20 protein-coding genes and 1 tRNA gene are annotated in these 18706 nt (G+C 63.0%); 15 read left to right on the top strand and 6 right to left on the bottom strand.

The window, feature by feature from the left end; all coding sequences use genetic code 11:
* Positions 1-99: 99 nt before the first annotated feature.
* The gene (locus tag ACP15W_RS14885) at positions 100-609 is read right to left on the bottom strand and encodes a ribosome modulation factor (protein ID WP_424933696.1); all 510 of its coding nucleotides are present in this window, start codon (positions 607-609) and stop codon (positions 100-102) included.
* Positions 610-958: 349 nt separating this feature from the next.
* Here ACP15W_RS14885 and argS point away from each other — a divergent pair, with 349 nt between their 5' ends.
* The 5 genes from argS to scpB all read left to right on the top strand — a co-directional run bounded on the left by argS (position 959) and on the right by scpB (position 6181).
* On the top strand, positions 959-2704 hold the full coding sequence (gene argS, locus ACP15W_RS14880) for an arginine--tRNA ligase (protein WP_424933695.1): 1746 nt from the start codon (positions 959-961) through the stop codon (positions 2702-2704).
* A gap of 75 nt (positions 2705-2779) precedes the next feature.
* Complete coding sequence (locus tag ACP15W_RS14875; RefSeq protein ID WP_424933694.1) at positions 2780-3730, top strand: SPOR domain-containing protein; 951 nt, start codon at positions 2780-2782, stop codon at positions 3728-3730.
* Complete coding sequence (gene nagZ / locus ACP15W_RS14870; protein WP_424933693.1) at positions 3731-4741, top strand: beta-N-acetylhexosaminidase; 1011 nt, start codon at positions 3731-3733, stop codon at positions 4739-4741.
* Complete coding sequence (locus tag ACP15W_RS14865) at positions 4734-5528, top strand: segregation and condensation protein A (protein WP_424933692.1); 795 nt, start codon at positions 4734-4736, stop codon at positions 5526-5528. The genes nagZ and ACP15W_RS14865 overlap by 8 nt, the downstream gene beginning before the upstream one ends.
* A 68-nt stretch (positions 5529-5596) precedes the next feature.
* Complete coding sequence (gene scpB / locus ACP15W_RS14860; protein ID WP_424933755.1) at positions 5597-6181, top strand: SMC-Scp complex subunit ScpB; 585 nt, start codon at positions 5597-5599, stop codon at positions 6179-6181.
* A gap of 20 nt (positions 6182-6201) precedes the next feature.
* Here scpB and ACP15W_RS14855 read toward each other — a convergent pair whose 3' ends face one another.
* Positions 6202-6678, bottom strand: coding sequence for an Lrp/AsnC family transcriptional regulator (locus ACP15W_RS14855; protein ID WP_424933691.1), 477 nt, complete (start codon positions 6676-6678; stop codon positions 6202-6204).
* Positions 6679-6821: 143 nt separating this feature from the next.
* Between ACP15W_RS14855 and ACP15W_RS14850 the strand changes: the two genes are divergently transcribed.
* Positions 6822-7871: a zinc-dependent alcohol dehydrogenase family protein gene (locus ACP15W_RS14850; protein ID WP_424933690.1), complete on the top strand. Its 1050-nt coding sequence runs from the start codon at positions 6822-6824 to the stop codon at positions 7869-7871.
* 26 nt (positions 7872-7897) lie between these two features.
* Here the strand turns inward: ACP15W_RS14850 and ybgC are convergent, their stop codons facing one another.
* Both ybgC and ACP15W_RS14840 read right to left on the bottom strand, forming a co-directional pair.
* Entirely contained in the window at positions 7898-8308 is a 411-nt protein-coding gene (gene ybgC, locus ACP15W_RS14845) for a tol-pal system-associated acyl-CoA thioesterase (RefSeq protein ID WP_424933689.1), read from the bottom strand.
* Positions 8309-8330: 22 nt separating this feature from the next.
* Positions 8331-8786, bottom strand: coding sequence for an outer membrane protein assembly factor BamE (locus tag ACP15W_RS14840; RefSeq protein WP_424933688.1), 456 nt, complete (start codon positions 8784-8786; stop codon positions 8331-8333).
* A gap of 165 nt (positions 8787-8951) precedes the next feature.
* Here ACP15W_RS14840 and ACP15W_RS14835 point away from each other — a divergent pair, with 165 nt between their 5' ends.
* From ACP15W_RS14835 to ACP15W_RS14800, 8 genes are all read left to right on the top strand, one after another.
* A complete protein-coding gene (locus tag ACP15W_RS14835; RefSeq protein WP_424933687.1) occupies positions 8952-9524 on the top strand; it encodes a YceD family protein in 573 nt (190 codons plus the stop codon).
* Between the two features lie 260 nt (positions 9525-9784).
* Positions 9785-9991: a 50S ribosomal protein L32 gene (gene rpmF, locus ACP15W_RS14830; protein ID WP_424933686.1), complete on the top strand. Its 207-nt coding sequence runs from the start codon at positions 9785-9787 to the stop codon at positions 9989-9991.
* Between the two features lie 27 nt (positions 9992-10018).
* The gene (plsX, locus tag ACP15W_RS14825; protein ID WP_424933685.1) at positions 10019-11152 is read left to right on the top strand and encodes a phosphate acyltransferase PlsX; all 1134 of its coding nucleotides are present in this window, start codon (positions 10019-10021) and stop codon (positions 11150-11152) included.
* Positions 11149-12126, top strand: coding sequence for a beta-ketoacyl-ACP synthase III (locus ACP15W_RS14820; protein ID WP_424933684.1), 978 nt, complete (start codon positions 11149-11151; stop codon positions 12124-12126). Before plsX ends, ACP15W_RS14820 begins: the two co-directional genes overlap by 4 nt.
* 93 nt (positions 12127-12219) lie before the next feature.
* Complete coding sequence (gene ihfA, locus ACP15W_RS14815; protein WP_424933683.1) at positions 12220-12522, top strand: integration host factor subunit alpha; 303 nt, start codon at positions 12220-12222, stop codon at positions 12520-12522.
* A gap of 133 nt (positions 12523-12655) precedes the next feature.
* The gene (locus ACP15W_RS14810; RefSeq protein WP_424933682.1) at positions 12656-13393 is read left to right on the top strand and encodes a MerR family transcriptional regulator; all 738 of its coding nucleotides are present in this window, start codon (positions 12656-12658) and stop codon (positions 13391-13393) included.
* A 130-nt stretch (positions 13394-13523) separates the two neighbouring features.
* Positions 13524-13600, top strand: a tRNA-Pro gene (locus tag ACP15W_RS14805).
* Positions 13573-14697 carry a 2'-deoxycytidine 5'-triphosphate deaminase gene (locus tag ACP15W_RS14800; RefSeq protein WP_424933681.1) on the top strand — a complete coding sequence of 375 codons (1125 nt, stop codon included), beginning with the start codon at positions 13573-13575 and terminating at the stop codon, positions 14695-14697. The genes ACP15W_RS14805 and ACP15W_RS14800 overlap by 28 nt, the downstream gene beginning before the upstream one ends.
* A 2-nt stretch (positions 14698-14699) precedes the next feature.
* Here the strand turns inward: ACP15W_RS14800 and ACP15W_RS14795 are convergent, their stop codons facing one another.
* Complete coding sequence (locus tag ACP15W_RS14795) at positions 14700-15389, bottom strand: winged helix-turn-helix transcriptional regulator (protein ID WP_424933680.1); 690 nt, start codon at positions 15387-15389, stop codon at positions 14700-14702.
* Between the two features lie 120 nt (positions 15390-15509).
* Between ACP15W_RS14795 and ACP15W_RS14790 the strand changes: the two genes are divergently transcribed.
* On the top strand, positions 15510-16328 hold the full coding sequence (locus ACP15W_RS14790; RefSeq protein WP_424933679.1) for a methyltransferase domain-containing protein: 819 nt from the start codon (positions 15510-15512) through the stop codon (positions 16326-16328).
* Between the two features lie 132 nt (positions 16329-16460).
* On the opposite strand, the gene ACP15W_RS14785 is transcribed toward ACP15W_RS14790, so the two are convergent.
* Positions 16461-18686, bottom strand: coding sequence for a hypothetical protein (locus tag ACP15W_RS14785; protein WP_424933678.1), 2226 nt, complete (start codon positions 18684-18686; stop codon positions 16461-16463).
* Positions 18687-18706 lie beyond the last annotated feature (20 nt).

Below are 18706 nucleotides of genomic sequence, written 5' to 3'. Positions count from 1 at the left end.
GCGGCCTGAAGAATCGGTAAACTGAATGTTACCGAAACCTTAAGCGCGGCCATCCGTTATGACTAGTCCGTGATGCGAGCAATCGCACCAAGATGCGCGTCAGTGGTTGAGCGAGAGCGCGCTGGACCAGCCGTTCTGCCAGGCGAGGTGGTCGGCGCTGTCGGGATTGTAGGGGTTGTCGCTGCGGCTCATGCCTTTGCGGAAGGCATCCGATCCGAGGTCGAAGGCCGAGGCATGGGGGTCCGAGGTTGCGTGGCTGCGGGCCTCGTTGCGCACGAAGATCGCGTATTCGGGATAGGCCATGAGATCGGCGGTGGCGAACCCGTTGGGCGACTCGGTGAGTGCATTGCGACCGCGTTCGGTGATCGTGAAGTGCGACGCATCGCCCTCGATCAGCTTCGCCTTTTCCAGATGTCGGATCAGGCGCTCGAACCGGGTGCGTGCCTCGTCCATGTCGAGTGGAGTGTCTTCCCTGGACTGGGTGAAGACCTCGCCGAGGCGGGACAGGCAGGCCTCGAGCGAGCCCTTGCCCTTGGCGGCGCCGCGCAGGATGAGACCGATGAGGTGGGGTGAGTTCAGCAGCGGGTTTTCAACGAAAACGGTTTTCATGGCGTGGCGATCACCCCCGTGACATCTGGCTCCGACAGAGATGATTGAAGCGCCGATTTGGGGGAAAGGTAAAGGCCTTGCACGGAGAATTGCGCATGACTGATGCGCGCCCTGCCTCCGTCGTGTGCAGGTGGTTGTCCTTTTCGGAGCGGCAGGACGGTTCGGCGATCGGTTGCGGGGCTGCATTCAGAAGGTGATTCCATCCGTGCCGGTTTTGCTCTAACAGCACGCCCTGCAGCGGGTCGCGGACGGGACGGATTTTCCCGGCGCGCCGCAGAGAGGATTCGGCCCGCCGGGCGAGAGCTTCGCGAAGGAAGCCGCCTGCCGGGCCCAGACGGAGAAAGTGGCGATGGATCTGTTCGCAGAGGTGAAGGCGCTCGTCCTGAACGGGATCGGGGAACTCGTGGACGCGGGAACGCTGCCCGCAGGGCTCGAACTGAAGGCGGTGACGGTGGAGCCGCCGCGCGATCCGGCCCATGGGGACATGGCCACCAACGCGGCGATGGTGCTGGCCAAGCCCGCGAAGATGAAGCCGCGCGACATAGCCGAGGCGCTCGCGGAGCGCCTGCGCAGCGCACCGGGCATTGCGCTGGCAGAAGTGGCCGGCCCCGGATTTCTCAATTTGCGGCTCGATTCGGCGCGGTGGTTTGCGGTGCTTCCGGCGGTGCTGAATGCCGGGCGGGATTTCGGACGCTCCGCTCTTGGCGGGTCGGAGAAGATCAACGTCGAGTTCGTTTCCGCCAACCCCACGGGGCCGATGCATGTGGGCCATACCCGCGGGGCGGTGTTTGGCGATGCGCTGGCGAGCCTCCTGGATTTCGCGGGCTATGACGTGACCCGCGAATACTACATCAACGATGGCGGGGCGCAGGTCGATGTGCTCGCGCGTTCCGCATACGAGCGCTACCGGGAGGCCAACGGGCTGGAGCCCGCGATTGCGGAGGGGCTCTATCCCGGCGACTACCTGATCCCGGTGGGCGAGGCGCTCAAGGAGAAATATGGGCCGAGCCTGATCGACAAGCCCGAGGAGGTCTGGCTCGAGGATGTGCGCACCCTCGCCACGGGCATGATGATGGACATGATCCGCGACGATCTCGCGCTTCTCGGCGTGAAGATGGATGTGTTCTTCTCCGAGAAGGCGCTCTACGGCACCGGGCGGATCGAGGAGGCTCTTGCGGCGCTCGAGGCGCGCGGGCTGATCTACACCGGCGTGCTGGAGCCGCCAAAGGGCAAGAAGCCCGAGGATTGGGAGCCGCGGCCCCAGACGCTGTTCCGCTCGACGGAATATGGCGACGACGTGGATCGGCCGCTGAAGAAATCCGACGGGGCCTGGACCTATTTCGCGCCCGACATCGCTTATCACTACGACAAGGTGACCCGCGGGTTCGCCCAGTTGATCGACGTTTTCGGCGCGGATCACGGCGGATATGTCAAGCGGATGAAATCGGCAGTGGCGGCTCTGAGCGAAGGCAAGGTGCCGCTCGACATCAAGCTCTGCCAGCTGGTGAAGCTCTACAAGGGCGGCGAGCCTTTCAAGATGTCGAAGCGGGCCGGAACCTTCGTGACGCTGCGTGATGTGGTGGAGCAGGTGGGCCCCGACGTGACGCGGTTCGTGATGCTCACGCGCAAGAATGACGCGCCGCTCGAATTTGATTTCGATAAGGTTCTCGAACAGTCGAAGGACAATCCGGTTTTCTATGTGCAATATGCGCATGCGCGGGCGTTCTCGGTCGCGGCACGGGCGGCTGAAGTGGGAATTTCGCTGGAAGATGAAGCCCTTGCGGGGGTGGACCTCACACCGCTCGGCACCGCGGGAGAGCTGAAGCTGGCCCAGAAGATTGCCGAATGGCCCCGTCAGGTCGAAATCGCGGCGACCCATCACGAACCGCACAGGATCGCCTTCTATCTTTATGATCTGGCGTCGGAATTCCACGGGCTGCAGCATCAGGGCAAGCTCGATGCGGAACTGCGGTTCGTGCGAGAGGATGCGCCGGAGGTTACCCGAGCGCGACTTGCGCTCGTACGTGCAACAGCGGTTGTCATATCGGCCGGGCTTGGTATCCTTGGCGTGACCCCGATGGAAGAAATGCGTTAAGACATTCGTAGCCATTTTGGGGTTGGAGCAGAACAGCACACAAGTTATAGTGTGCCAATAACAGGCAAGAGCCCCATGAACGAGTTGTACAGCGACGACTATGCGCGCCGTGACGGCGTAGATGCGAATCGAATACTCCCGTCCGGGTTTCGCGGTGCCGTAAGTGCCGTGGTGTTTCTGGGTCTCGTGGGAAGCATGGGTGTCTGGGCCTACCGGCTCGGCACGCGCGATGCGACCGAGGTTCCGATCATCCGCGCCATGCAGGGGCCGTCCCGCGTGGCGCCCGAAGATCCGGGCGGTTTCAAGGCCGCGCACCAGGGCCGGGAGATCAACAAGGTTCTGGAAGGCACGCCGGCACCGGCGCCGCGCGAGGCGGTGGTGATCCCGGCGGCGGCCTCGCTGACCGAAGAGGACAAGCCCCAGCGCGATCTGGCGCAGGCGTCCCAATCCAAGGCCGTTGCCGAACTGGTGGAGCAGGCTGCTCTCGAACCGACCCTCGGAGCCGCCGATGCGGACGAGGATGTGGCACTTGTGGAACCCGCGCCGGACATGGGCGGCGAGGTCGAGCTTGAAGCGCCGGTTGAGGAGATCGCGACCGACGTGCCATCGGGGCCGCGCCCCTTCAGCCGGCCCTCGAACCTCGTTCGGGTGAGTGCGCGCGCCTCTGCCCCTGCACCTGCCGCGACGGCTGCGGCGGGCATTGCTCCGCCGGTTCGCTCGTCTGCATCCCAGGCTGCACCCGCGCCGCAGATCCAGGAAATCTCGAGTGTGTCTTCGGGCACGCGACTGGTGCAGCTCGGGGCTTTCGACAGCGAGGCCAATACGCGAGAGGCCTGGCGGCGGCTGGTGGCGGCGAACAGCGATCTGCTCAGCTCGAAGAGCCTCTACGTGGAGCGGGCGACCAACAACGCGCGGGTGTTCTACCGCCTGCGGGTCGCGGGGTTCCAGAACACCGACCAGACACGGGATCTGTGCGAGTCTCTGCGCGCGCGCAGTATCGACTGCATCCCGGTCACGATCCGCTAAATGAGCGCAAGGGCGGTCATTCTCGGCTGCCGGGGGACATCCCTCAGCGAGGCCGAGCGCGCTTTCTACCGCTCCACGGACCCGTGGGGCTTCATCCTCTTTGCCCGCAATATCGACACGCCGGCGCAGGTTCGGGCGCTGACGCGCGATCTGCGGGAGGCGGTGGGACGGGACGCGCCCATCCTGATCGATCAGGAGGGCGGGCGCGTGGCGCGGATGCGCGGGCCCCATTGGCGCGAATGGCTACCGGCGCTCGACGATTGCGCGCGCCTGCCCGATCTTGCCACGCGGGTTCAGGCGATGGCGTTGCGCTACCGGATCATAGCCGGCGAGCTGCGCGATGTGGGGATCGACGTGAATTGCGCGCCGGTGCTCGACCTGGCCGGACCGGAAACGCACCAGATTATCAGAAACCGCTGCTATGGCACTGATCCGGAAGAGGTTTGCGCGATCGGTCGCGGTGTTGCCGAAGGGCTGATGGCGGGTGGTGTGCTGCCGATCATAAAGCATATGCCGGGCCAGGGGCGTGCCCCGCTCGACAGTCATGCCTCGGTGCCGGTGGTAAGGGCCAGCCGCGATGCGCTGGCGCAGGATTTTGCTGCGTTTCGCGGGCTGAACGATCTGCCGATGGCGATGACGGGGCATGTGATTTTCGAGGCTTTCGATGCCGAGCGTCCGGCCACGCTTTCGCCGGTGATGTATCGGCTGATGCGCAAGGAGATCGGCTTCGGGGGGCTCATCATGACGGATGATCTCTCGATGCATGCGCTGACCGGGCCCTTCGGGGCGCGTGTCGAGGCGGCTCTGGGCGCGGGTTGTGATATGATCCTCCATTGTAATGGCAATGCGGAGGAAATGGCGGCGGTGATGGAAGCTGCACCACAGCTCTCCGGCCTGCCACTGGAGCGGGCCATGGCGGCGCTGGCAGCGCGGCAGGCGCCCGATGAGCGCGATGTGGGTGCGCTCTGGGCGGAGTTCGAGGCGCTGGTCGGAGGGGTCGCCAATGCCTGACGATTTCTTCGATGAGGCAGCAACGGCGGAACGTATTGCCGCCGAGGCGCTCGTTGTCGAAGTCGATGGCTACGAAGGGCCGCTTGACCTGCTGCTGACCCTGGCGCGCGGGCAGAAGGTCGATCTGCGCAAGATTTCGGTCCTGAAGCTGGCGGAGCAGTATCTCGCCTTCGTCGAGGAGGCCAAGCGGCTCCGGATCGAGCTGGCGGCGGATTACCTTGTGATGGCGGCCTGGCTGGCGTTCCTGAAATCGCGGTTGCTGCTCCCGCCCGACCCCAAGGACGAAGGCCCGAGCGGCGAGGATCTGGCCGAGCATCTGGCGTTCCAGCTCCAGCGGCTGGAGGCGATGCGGCGGGCGGCGGCGCAGCTGATGGCGCGCGACCAGCTGGGCCGCGACATGTTCGCGCGCGGTGAACCGCAGGCGGTGGCGCGCGAAGCGAAGGTCGAGCACCAGGCCAGCCTGATGGATTTGCTCAAGGCCTACAGCCGGATCAAGACCAAGTCGGATTTCCGGCCTCTGCACCTCGAGCGTGAGCCGGTTTACACCATGGAACAGGCGCTCGAGCGGATGCGCGGGCTTCTGGGCAATGTCAGCATGGACTGGCTCGAGCTTTCGGCATGGTTGCCGGAAGACTGGCGGAGGGAGCCGAAGAAGCGCCGCTCCGCCATGGCCGCGAGTTTCGCGGCGGCGCTGGAACTCGTGAAAGCGGGCCGGCTGGATGTGAGGCAGGACGGCACCTTCCAGCCGATCCTGCTCAGAAGAATAGTAAAGGAAGACGAGCAGTGAACGACAATACCTACGATTTCGACGCCGATACCGTTTTCTCCATCCCGGTTCCGCTCGAGCAGCAGCGCATGGTCGAGGCGGTACTGTTTGCCTCCGCCACTCCGCTTTCGAGCCGCCAGATCGCCGAGCGCCTTCCGGAGGGTTGCGACGTTCAGGAGGCATTGGCGGGTCTTCGCGAGCTCTATGCCAGCCGCGGGGTGCAACTGGTGCGGGTGGGCGACGGCTGGGCCTTCCGCACCGCGACGGATCTGGGCTTTCTCATGAGCCACCAGGTGGTCGAGACGAAGAAGCTCAGCCGGGCCGCGATCGAGACGCTGGCGATCATTGCCTATCACCAGCCGGTGACGCGGGCCGAGATCGAGGAGATCCGGGGCGTTTCGGTTTCGAGCGGCACGGTCGATCTGCTGATGGAACTGGGTTGGGTGCGGCTTGGCAAGCGACGCATGTCACCCGGTCGCCCCGTGACACTGGTGGTGACCGAGGCGTTTCTCGATCACTTCGGATTGTCATCGCCCAAGGATCTGCCGGGAATTTCGGAGCTGAAGGCAGCGGGAATGCTGGATAACCGCCCCGGCCTCGACGGGCTCGGATCGGGCCGGACCGAGGAGGAGGACGGCGAGGACGGCGACGGCGCGCCCGACAGCCTCGTCTGATCGCCGGGCTTGAAGCTCGGCTATCGCAGGGCGGCCGCGACCGGTAGGCAGGTCGAGGATTTCAGTTCACGGAGCGAGAGGTTTGATCTGATGCCTGTCACGCCCGGAAGCCGCCGAAGAACGTTCTCGACGAATGTGCTGTAATCATCGAGATCGCGAGCAACCGCGACGATGAGAAAGTCGTCGCTGCCGGTCGTGTTGTGGCAGGACAGGATGTTTGGGCAGTCCTGCACCGCGCGCTGAAATGCACGTGTCGATTCCGGATCGTGTTCCGAGCAGCTCAACTGCACGAAGGCAAGCACCCCGAGGCCAAGTTTCCGACGGTTGAGGTTGGCCTGGTACCCCTCGATGAAACCCTCTTCCTCGAGTCGCTTCAGACGGCGCCAGCAGGGCGTTTCACTGAGGGACAGCTTCTCGGCAAGCTTTGCGTTTGACAGCCTGCCGTCGGATTGGAGCAGCGTCAGGATTTCGGCATTCACGCGGTCGAGGTGTTCCATGGGGCAGAATCCGCTCTTTTCATTCGTCATGTTGGGAGAATGCTCTCAGAAATCCTGCCATGGAAGCAATTTTGGCAAAGCTCTGCCAGAGGAACTGGGTAGACTCTTGCCGATCAGGTTCATTTGAAACAGGGAGAGGAAGGATGCAGGCGGTTCTGTTCGAGAGCTTCGGGGGTACGCCAGAACTCGTGAGGGTCGAGGAGCCGGCGCCGCCTGCGGACGGCGTGGTGGTAAAGGTCGAGGCGACAGGTGTCTGCCGCAGCGACTGGCATGGCTGGATGGGGCATGATCCGGATATCAAGCTGCCGCATGTGCCAGGGCATGAGCTTGCGGGCGTCGTCGAGGCCACCGGGAAGGATGTGACGCGCTGGAAAGTCGGGGACCGCATAACGGTGCCGTTCGTTGGTGGCTGCGGGGCGTGCCCGGAATGCCATGCCGGGCAGCAGCAGGTCTGCCGCAGCCAGTTTCAGCCCGGCTTTACCCATTGGGGGTCATTTGCGGAATATGTCGCCATCCATCATGCCGATGTGAACCTTGTCGCACTGCCTGAGACCATGGAGTTCGCCACTGCCGCCAGTCTCGGGTGCCGGTTTGCGACATCGTTTCGCGCGGTCATTGATCAGGGTCGGGTTTCGGCGGGGCAGTGGGTTGCTGTGCATGGCTGCGGCGGTGTGGGGCTTTCGGCAGTGATGATTGCCTCGGCTGCGGGCGCGAATGTCATTGCGGTCGATATTGCGGAAGAGAAGCTTGCCTTGGCCCGTGCATTGGGTGCGGTGGCTGTCGTGAATGCGGACGGCGAAGCGGATGTTCCGGGTGCGGTAGTGGAAGCCTCGAAGGGCGGTGTGCATGTTTCGCTCGACGCGTTGGGGCATCCGACGACATGCTTCAACTCGATCCAGAGCCTCCGCAGACGGGGCAAGCATGTTCAGGTGGGTCTGATGCTGGCCGATCATAGCGCGCCCCAGGTGCCGATGGCGAAGATCATCGCGCATGAACTGGAAATTCTTGGCAGTCATGGGATGCAGGCACATCGCTACGATGCCATGCTTGACATGGTTCAGTCGGGCCGGCTCGATCCGTCAAGGCTTGTCGGCGAGAAGATCGGTCTTGCTGATGCGCCTGAGGCGTTGATGCAGATGGACAGATTCCAGTCGATCGGGGCGACTGTCATCACCCGGTTCGGCCAGGACTGATCCGCAATTGCGGAGGGCATGCGCTCTCAGGCGGCCGTTTCCTTGAGGGTTGCCAGCTTCTCCCGGATGTCGTCCGGCACGCGGGCGGCCCGGCCTTCCGTACCGACGCAGACGAGCGTGATGTCGCAGACAACAAGGATCTGATCGCCGCGGCAGATGTCCTGACGCATGAGGATGCGCGCGCCGCCCAGCAGGTCGACGCGGGTGCGGACCACGAGTTCGTCCTCGAGAAACGCCGGGGCGCGGTAATCGAGCGCCGCGGCGCGGACCATGAACAGGAAACCCTGGGATTCGCGCAGATAGGTCTGCGACAGGCCGAGGTCGATCAGGGCCTCGCTGCGCGCCCGTTCCGCGAAGCAGAGGTAGTTCGCGTGATAGACGACGCCGCCGGCGTCGGTGTCCTCGTAGTAGACACGAAGGCGAAATTCGTGGGCCATGAGACGCGCCTCGCTGCTGGTTCTACTGGTTGAACTGTTCTGCGTCGATGTTCAGCAGGTTGCCGAAGAGCTGCTCGAGAACGCCGAGCGTCCGGCCGCCGGTTTCGGTGGTGCGGGCAGTGAGGTTGATGATTCGTCCATCCTCGAGGCCGTATTTGGCCAGTCCGCTCACGACGCCGTTCTCGTTGAACTCCACAGCCAGTACCGTGCGATCCACCACGGTCGGGCGATTGTAGGTGTAGTTGCGCACCGTGCTCTGGACGTAATACCAGGCCCGGTCCTGCAGGAGGCCGTTCGAGGACGGCTGCCCGAGCTTTTCCGAGACGCTCTCGAAATTGTCGACGCCGGGTTGAACCGTCGCGATATCGGATTCGGGCGGCACATAGCCGTGGACCCGGATGGTCGGCGCACAGCCGAGGCTGAGGGCCCCTGCAATCGTTAGACCGAGAATGGCGCGATGCAGCGAAGACAGAGCCATCGGAATCCTATTCTGGCAGTAAAGACCTTGCTCCCCTACCGCGCAGATGGTCTAAATTCAAGGAACCAGAGCGAAAACCCGGGTGGACCCTTTCCCCGCTTTCGCTCGCAATGATGAAGCCGATCCGGGGTCGTGACCCAATCCGGATCAAGCCGGGAGGCGAAAATGCCCGATCTCGCCAGAACCTCGCCGCTCAACGCGGAATTTGCGCGAGTTCTCGACTTGGCGCAGCTGCGTGATGCGGAGGATTTCCGTTTCGACATATCCCCCGAGCCACCCGAGGCGGAGGCCATAGCACGGCTCATGGGGGCGCAGGCGCTGCGGAAGCTGCGATTCACCGGGACGCTGACCCCGCTGGATCGGGCCGGCTGGGAACTTTCCGGGCAGTTCGGCGCCACGGTCGTGCAGACCTGCGTGGTCACGCTCGAGCCGGTGACGACACGGATCGACCAGCCCGTGCGGCGGGAATTCCGGCCGGTCCAGGGGGCCGAGGCCAGCGATATCCTGCTTTCGCCGGAGGATGACGACGAGATCGAGCCGCTGGGGCGGGAAATCGACCTCGGACTGGTGGCGATCGAGGCGCTGGCGCTGGCGCTTCCGGCCTACCCGCGCAAGGAAGGCGCCGAGCTTGGCCAGAAGACCTACGCGGGTGAGGGGGTGACGCCGCTCGAGGATGAGGATACCAAGCCATTCGCGGCGCTCGCGGCCCTCAAGGACAAGCTGGCCGGCAAGAGCTGAGCAGCGCCTGACGCGCGACCTCACCAGACGTGCCGGCCGGCGCGTGTGGAATTTATCAGGGAGGGCTGAGCAATTTCGCCATATGCACGATTTTCCCTTGCGCCCGGACGGGCAATCGCTATTTTCCGCGCTTCGTTTCCCTTCCCGGTCCGGAAGCTTCCGCGTGACATGTCGCGCAGGTTTCTGTATCCGGTGCCGGAAAGATGCAACTACGGGATTTGTGGTCCGGGCCGAGCCCGCGTGACACAGAGGTTTGAAAGATGGCTGTACCCAAGAGCAAGATCACGCGCTCCAAGCGGGGCATGCGTCGTGCGCATGACGCGCTGGTCGCGGGCAATCCGAATGAATGCCCCAACTGCGGCGAACTGCGCCGTCCGCACCACGTTTGCGGCGCCTGCGGGCATTATGACGGCCGCGAGGTCGTCAGCACGGTTGAGGACATCGACCTCGACGACGAAGCCGCTTGAACTGAGCCTGCGTGAGGCGGGTCCGGAATGACCACCACGGACACTTCTGAGACCTCCCACGCCGGTGAAGCAGCATCCGGCGAGTCCGGGGATATCGTCATCTCGATCGACGCCATGGGCGGCGACCGGGGGGTGGCAGATGTTGTCCGCGGAATGGGGAAGTCGCTCGAGAAGAACCCCAGGCTTCGTTACATCGTCCACGGGGACGGCGATGCCCTGGAGGCCGCGATCCGCCGCCAGTCACCGCTGGCTGCGCGGACCGAGATTCGGCATGCGTCCAGTGTGATCGGCATGGATGCGAAACCTTCGCGTGCCCTGAGGGCTGCGAAGGGGTCGAGCATGTGGAACGCACTGCAATCCGTTCGCGATGGCGAATCGCCTGCGGTGATTTCCTGCGGCAACACCGGCGCGCTGATGGCGCTGTCGATGCTCGCGCTGCGCAAGGCGCCGGGTGTGGATCGCCCCGCGATCGCGGTGCTTTGGCCGTCGCGCAATCCATCCGGCTACAACGTGGTTCTGGACGCGGGCGCGGACATCCGTGCCGACGCGAAGGATCTCCTGAAATTCGCGCTTATGGGCACGTCCTACGCGCGCAATGCGTTGGGAATCCACACACCACGTATTGGCCTGCTCAATGTCGGAACCGAGGAGCACAAGGGGCGCTCGGAACTGCATGAGGCCGCCGAACTGATGGCCGCAGCCAGCACCACCGGGGAATTCGAGTATATCGGCTATGTGGAGGGCAACGACATGCCTTCCGACCGGGTCGATGTCATCGTGACAGACGGATTCGCGGGCAATGTCGCGCTCAAGGCAGCCGAGGGCACGGCGCGCATGATCGGTGATCTCCTGCGCGATGCATTCAACTATTCCCTGCTGTCGCGCGTGGGGGGGCTTTTCGCCCTGACCTCGCTCCGGCGGTTCCAGAAGCGGATCGACCCGCGACGCGTCAATGGCGGCGTGTTCCTCGGGTTGAACGGCACGGTAATCAAATCCCATGGCAGCGCGGACGCAACCGGCGTTTCGGCGGCCATCAAGCTTGCATTCACGCTGTCCGAGAGCGGGTTCAACCGCCGCCTCGTGGCGCGGGTTGCTGCGGGCGCGCAGCATTCGGGAGCGGATCCCTCAGGCAAGGCAATACCCGAGGGGGGACTTTCATGACTATCTACCGCGCCGTCCCGGTCTGCTGCGGGCACTATCTACCGGAACGGGTGGTTGAGAACGCGGAGTTCGAAGCAACACTCGATACCTCCGACGAATGGATCAGTTCCCGGACCGGGATCAAGCGGCGGCACTACGCCGCCGAGGGCGAGAAGACCTCCGACCTCGCGATTGCCGCGGCCAAGGCCGCGCTCGCCAATGGAGGAATGGACGGCTCGGAAATCGATGCGGTGATTCTCGCTACCGCGACACCGGACCAGACCTTTCCGTCCACTGCCGTGCGGGTGCAGACGGCCATCGGCATGAAGGGCGGATTTGCCTTTGATATCCAGGCGGTCTGTGCGGGGTTCGTCTTTGCCGTGGCGCAGGCCGATGCGCTGATTCGATCCGGACAGGTCCGGACCGTGATGGTGATCGGTGCGGAGACCTTCTCCCGCATTCTCGATTTCACCGACCGTGGCACCTGCGTGCTCTTCGGTGACGGGGCGGGTGCTCTTGTCCTGCGTGCGCAGGAAGGCACCGGCGGATCGGAAGACCGCGGTATCCTTGCGGCGAATCTCAACTCTGACGGGCGTTACACGGACATCCTCTATGTCGATGGCGGGCCGTCCTCGACGGGCACGGCCGGTGTCGTTCACATGGCCGGGCGCGAGGTCTTCAAGCATGCGGTCGTCAAGCTCGCCCAGGCGGGCGAGGCTGCGCTTGACGCCGCGGGACTGGACAAGGGCGATGTGGACTGGATGGTGCCGCATCAGGCCAACCTGCGGATCATGACCCAAACCGCGGCCAAGTTCGGCATTCCGATGGAAAAGGTCGTCGTGACGGTGCAGGACCACGGCAATACCTCGGCGGCCTCGATTCCACTCGCGCTTTCCTGTGCCGCCTCAGAAGGCAGGTTCAGCCCCGGCGATGTGCTCCTGATCGAGGCCATCGGCGGTGGCCTTGCGTGGGGAGCAGCGGTCATTCGTTGGTAGCGCGTCTTCGGTGAAACGGCCAAGTCGTTGTTATTGACGCTTTTCCTTTTATCTCTTACCTTGCGTTAATCAACAAACGACAGGGAAGAGCCGATGAGCGAAAAGACACTCACGCGCATGGAGCTGAGTGAGGCGGTTTTTACCGAAGTCGGGCTTTCTCGGAATGAGTCGGCCGAGCTCGTGGAATCCGTGCTGCAGCACATGTCCGATGCGCTGGTGCGCGGCGAGACGGTGAAAATCTCCTCGTTCGGCACATTCAGTGTCCGGTCCAAATCCGCGAGGATCGGCCGAAATCCCAAGACTGGCGAGGAGGTTCCGATCGAGCCCCGCCGGGTGCTCACTTTCCGGCCATCGCATATCATGAAGGACCGGGTGGACGCCGGCAACAAGCGCTGAGGCAGCATTCATGGGGCGCCCGGGCCAATTTTTCCCCCGGGTACCCGCCTCGCTCAGGAATAATCTCGTCAGGAGTTCCTCCGGCGCCTCGTCCCCGCTGAAGGACCCTGACCACAGCGGGAGACCCAGTTTCGTGGCGACCAAATCCCCTGAAGCTTTCCGAACGATCAGCGAAGTCGCCGGTGCCCTTGATGTGCCGCCCCATGTCCTGAGGTTCTGGGAATCCCGGTTCTCGCAGGTCAAGCCGGTGAAGCGGGGTGGGGGGCGACGCTACTACAGGCCGGAGGATATCTGTCTTCTGCGCGGCATTCGCGGGCTTCTCTACGATGACGGAATGACCATCAAGGGCGTGCAAAAGATCTTGCGCGAGAAGGGCGTGCGTCATGTGGTCGGCCTCGGTACACCGGGGGGGTCCGGCCGGTTCAATGGAGTGGATCAGGAAACGGTTGCATCGCCGGTTGCGGCTTGCGAAGACGAGGCGAGGGAAAGCGCGCTACAGCCTGTCGAAGCGGATTGCCCCCAGGAAAGCGGGGGCTGGCCGGATGACCGGGGCGCGGTTGCGCGGGAGCCCGAACTGGCGTTTGGATTTGGGGAGGCCGATCAGGCCGATATGATCGTGTCGGAAGAAGTGACCACGAGCGAAGCGGATCCGGCTCCGGAGGCCGAGGCTGCCCCGGACACCGTCGAAGAGGCGGGCGTAGAGGAAGCCACTTCGGAGGAAACGGAAGCTGCGGAGGAACCGGCCGTCGCGCCCGATCCGGAAGGGGTCGACGCAAAGGACGGGCCGGTCGATCGCAAGGCGGAATTGCGGGCCTTGTTCGGCGAGCTCCAGGCCCTGCGCGAGCGTATGGCCGAAGGGCTGGCGGAATGATGCGGGCAATGTCTGGCAGTCCGGCTTCGGCCCTGAATTTTCGTAATGGGCAGGTTGCGGAAAAAGGGGCACATTTCCCGCCGCTTTCCGCTTGCTCTCGCCGAGACGGTAGCTATAAAGCGCTCCGTGTCGGGCTATAGCGCAGTCTGGTAGCGCGTTCGACTGGGGGTCGAAAGGTCGTGAGTTCGAATCTCGCTAGCCCGACCAAATTCAAGGCATCCCCGGTATCGGGAGAGGGCGTCGTGCCCTCTCAGGGCATAACGGCTCTCTTTGCGGCCGGTGCCATTTCGGCGGAGTTGCCGCTCGTTCCCGGACAGGTTCAACCCGCCAGTCTCGACCTGAGGCTGGGATCACGGGCTTACCGGGTGAGGGCCTCCTTCCTTCCTGGCGGCGATACGGTTCTCGATCGCCTTGCCGATTTCTCCATGCATGAGATCGATCTCTCCGGCGGTGCGGTGCTCGAGAAGGGGTGCGTCTATCTCGTGCCGCTGGCCGAGGGCCTGGCACTGCCCGAGGGGCTGTCGGCCACGGCCAATGCCAAGAGTTCCACGGGGCGGCTGGACCTCTTCACGCGGCTGATAACGGATCGGGGGCGTGAATTCGACCGTGTGGAGGCGGGGTATTGCGGGCCGCTCTATGCGGAGATCTCGCCGCGGTCGTTTTCCGTGCTTGTCCGGCCGGGAATGCGGCTCAATCAGATCCGGTTCAGTTCGGGGTCGGCCGGTTTGACCGATGTCGATCTTCGTGCGCTCGACGCGGCCGAGAGGCTGGTCGATGGCGAGGCGCATATCGCGGGCGGACTGGCGTTCTCCGTCGATCTTACACCTCAGAGGGGCGGTGTGGTCGGGTATCGTGCCAAGCCGCACACCGGGCTGATCGATCTCGACCGGATCGGGCATTACGATCCGGTGGAATTCTGGGAGCCGGTTTCTTCCAGCGATGGCCGGATCATACTCGACCCCGGAGCCTTCTACATTCTTGTGAGTCGCGAGGCGGTGCATGTCCCGCCCAATTATGCTGCGGAGATGGCGCCCTACCTGGCCATGGTGGGTGAATTTCGGGTGCATTATGCGGGCTTCTTCGACCCAGGTTTCGGCCATGCGGCTGCCGGAGGCGGAGGCTCGCGCGGTGTGCTGGAGGTGCGCTGCCACGAGGCGCCCTTTGCCCTCGAGCATGGACAGGTCGTCGGGCGGCTGGTCTACGAGCGCATGGCCGAACGTCCGGACATCCTCTATGGGGCCGACATGGGCTCCAACTACCAGGGGCAGGGTCTCAAGCTCTCGAAGCACTTCCGGGAACCCTGATCTCAGGCCGGCAGTGCGGGTTCCACGCGCGCGAGCGGTCCGAGATTAAGCCAGGTTTCAAGTGCATCCTGCGCGGCGCGGCAACCGATAGCTTCCAGGCGATCCTCGGAAATCGCGCGATGCAGTGTCATGTCACCCCGGACGACATGGATGATGTCGGGCAAGGTGCAGGAGAGGTAGAGCGTCACCTCGAAGCCAGGATCCTCCGTGCAGAGGGTGCACGACCGGCCCTCGTTGAGGAACCACCAAAGCTGCTTGTTCCGGGGCTGGTCGAAGAGCGAAAGCTCCACGACGCTGCGCGACTGGCCGAAGGCATCCGCCCGCGCGAAACGCTCGATGCTCCAGAGCAGGAGGCCAAGGTCGATCTCGCCCTCCTCCAGGTCCCGGCGTGACCAGCGTCGGCCCCAGATCCCGAGCGCCTCGACAAGGGGCGCGAATTCCATGCCCGCCGGCGTGAGGTGGTATGTGGCCGTGCGATTGCCCGGACTCTTGCGGCGTTCGACGATTCCCTCTGCTTCGAGTGACCTCAGTCGCCGGGAGAGCAGGGTTGGAGACATGAGGGGCACGCCGCGCTGTAACTCGGAAAACCGTGTCGCGCCAGCAGCCAGGTCGCGTATGATCAACGGTGTCCAGCGCTCGCAGAAGAGCTCGGCTGCCTTTGCCACGGGACAGAACTGACCGTATTTCCGCATCAACTTTCTCCCTCTCCGAATTCTAGCATGTCGGCCGGGTCCGGCGAACTACACTTTGTAGAGTAGCGATGTGAGCGGTGAGCGCGCAGGATCGTGGCATCAGCCGAGGGGAGGATGGCGATGCTTACGGATTTGGAGACGGACAGGGACGCGGCGGAGCGCGGCCAGCTGACAGGATCGGCGGCGGAGGTCTACGAGGCCTTTTTCGTGCCCGCCCTCTTCGGGCAATTCGCAGGGCCGGTGGCTGAAGCGGCTGGCGCGCGGCTGGGTGAGCGCTTTCTGGATGTGGCCTGCGGCACCGGTGTCCTGGCACGCGCGGCTGCGGCAAAGGGTGCGCGGGCGACCGGAGTTGACTGCAACTCGGGAATGCTTGCCGTTGCGCGAAAGAAATCACACGAAATCCATTGGCAGGAGGGAAGGGCGGAGGCGCTTCCCCTCGAGGATTACAGTTTCAGGGCCGTCGGCTGCCAGTTCGGGTTGATGTTCTTCGATGATCGTGTGGCTGCCTTGCGCGAGATGTGGCGCGTGCTGGCACCGGGTGGACGAATGGCTGTCGCGGTCTGGGATCGGGCCGAGACCTCGCCGGGTTATGCCGCGATGATCGCGTTGATCGAGCGATTGTTCGGCGCGACCGTGGCGGACGCCTTGCGTACGCCGTTTGTCCTGGGAGATGTGACCGAACTTGCCGGCCTCTTCGAGGCCGCGGCGCTCGACGGCGTTCAGATCGAGACGGTTCCGGGCACGGCGCGCTTCCCCTCTATCGAAGACTGGGTGCGCACGGATGTTAAGGGCTGGACGCTTGCAGATCTGATCGACGAGGCGGGGTATGCAGAGCTGCAGGCCGCGGCCCATCGGGAACTTGCGTGCTTCGCAGGCGCCGCTGGCGATGTCGGTTTTGCCGCGCCGGCGCATGTGGCGGTGGTCATGAAGAGGAGATGAAGGGGCTCCGGCGGGTGTCACGGCAAAGCTTGGCTGGGACCCCAAGCCTCCAAAGCACGCCCGGAAGCTCTGATTCAGAATCCGCGCGCCACGGCGCATGGAATACGCACCGTGGCGATAGCAAGCTTCAGATCAAGCGAACAAGATGTCGGATTCGGCCAGTGGTCCGGAATAGCCTTCAAGGGTGATCGTAAGCGCCTGCGCTTCATATCCCCAATATTGATTGGGGGATCGTTCGCTGACAACCGCGTAGCGCAGAATCGTGTCATTGCCCGAAACTTCGTAGGCAAGATCGCCCGCGTATGTCACGCCGCTTTCACCCAACCAACGAACGTCCGGCTTCGTTGCGGATTGCCAGTTTTCATCTTCGGGCACGATCCGCTTGATCGTTATGTGGTCGCCTTCAGAAGTGTCGAAGTCGGTAATTGTGCCCTCCATGGCATATGGTTGAACGATGGAAGACGATACTCCGGACGAGCGCACATCGTCGGTGAAAACAAAGTTGTCGGCGTCAGAGCCCCCCGTCATACGGTTTCTCGCCCAACCGGCGTGGAGTTCGTCGTCTCCGGAACCTCCGATCAAAAGGTCTTCAGCGTAATAATATCTGAAGTCGATCTGGGTGGCGTAGTATTCGCTACGCACTTCGTTCCCACCACCAAAGATCGTATCGTTTCCCTGACCGCCGATGAGAATTTCACTCTCTGGAAGGTTGTTTGAAGAGGTCGAATACGGATAGTCGCCTGCAGCTGCGCTTTGCGACCCACCATGAATGAGGTCGTCGCCCTTCCGACCACGAACACTGTTGGCACCGAACCCCGCATAAATCTCGTCAGCATCATCGGAGCCATAAATGGTATCGTCGCCAGATCCCGACACATAGGCTTCAATGGACATGACGTTCAGCGCGCCTGAAACTCCGTCTGTTTTTACCGTGAGCGCATCAAGGTCTATCTTGTAGTCAGTTCTACTTGCCCATAGTTCGTCATATTCGCTCGAATAGTTTCTCATCTCGAGGGACTGGTCCCAAGCACTATCAAAGATCAGCCTGTCGTAGCCTTCACCGCCATCAACGGTATCACTTCCGGACGAAATGATGAGGTTATCATCTCCCCCGCGTCCGTTGAGGACGTCGTTCCCGGCCCCACCATCAAGGCGGTTTGCTTCATCGGTTCCGCTAAGCGTGTCGTCGCCCGATCCTGAGATCGCGTTCTCGATTGATGTCAGGGTTTCGGTGCCCCAGTTCCGGTTGGGGAAAGCCGCACTTCCTGCTTCAAGGTCTATGACGACCCCCTCGGAAAGACCTTCATAGATGACTGTATCGGTCCCGCTTCCGCCATCAAGCGTGTCGGTGCCCCCACCGCCATCAAGCGTATCATCGCCACCACGGCCATAGAGTTCGTCTCCTCCGCGGTCGCCATATAGGTAATTGCCCGTGCCAGATCCGGAAATCGTATCTTTTCCTTTGCCTCCGGCTGCGGACTCGAGGGAAATCAGAAGTTCGGAACTGCTATCGGCGAAATCGGCGTATCCCTCACCCAGATCAATGTCGAGACCATCGGTATCGTCGGAGAAATCTGCCATGTCATGGCCGCTGCCGCCATCCAACAGATCCTCTCCGCTGCCGCCCTGCAGGGTGTCATCTCCGCCGCGACCCAGAAGCGTATCGTCCCCATTGCCACCGGAAAGGTAATTGCCATCGTCTGAACCATTCAACTGGTCATCGCCGGTGCCGGACAGCACGCGCTCTATGCCATAGAAGCTATCGTTGGGTGCAGTACTATTGCGAAAAATCACAGTACCGTCCCAGTTAATCCTGAGATTGCCTGTCACCCATTCGTAGGAGAGCGTGTCGAAACCGTTCCCGCCGCTAAAATAATCTCCTCCGCCATAGCCCACGAAGAAATCGTCGCCGCTGCCTCCGTACGCTCTGTTGCGGCCGGTAGTGCCGATAAACGTATCGTTGCCGGCCCCGAAATCGATCGCTTCTATGGATTTCAGGGTCTCTGCATTCCAGCTTTCATTGGGGAACGATGCGGTGCCATTTCCAAGGTCGACGGTGACGTCGGCTAAAGTGTCAGCATAGCTGGCGGTGTCAAATCCGGAGCCGCCGTTCAGCGTATCGTTCCCTCCATCTCCAGCTAGATAGTCGTCTCCAGACCCGCCAATGAGCTTGTCCTTGCCGCGGCCGCCGTAAAGGTAGTCCCCTTTTCCGCCGCCATAGAGAGTATCGTTTCCCTCTTCGCCATAAAGGTTGTCCCACCCCCCATAGCCGTAGATCCGGTCATTCGCGTCCGTTCCTTCCAGGTAGTCACCTCGACGGGTTCCTTCGATCGTGCTCTTGCTATCGGATTTTGCCATTTGCCCCACTCCATCTGGCC

The sequence above is a fragment of the Amaricoccus macauensis genome, from assembly GCF_049800915.1.
Taxonomy (GTDB): domain Bacteria; phylum Pseudomonadota; class Alphaproteobacteria; order Rhodobacterales; family Rhodobacteraceae; genus Amaricoccus; species Amaricoccus macauensis_A.
Note: the sequence above shows the minus strand (reverse complement) of the source record. Positions and strands in the feature narration are given on the sequence as shown.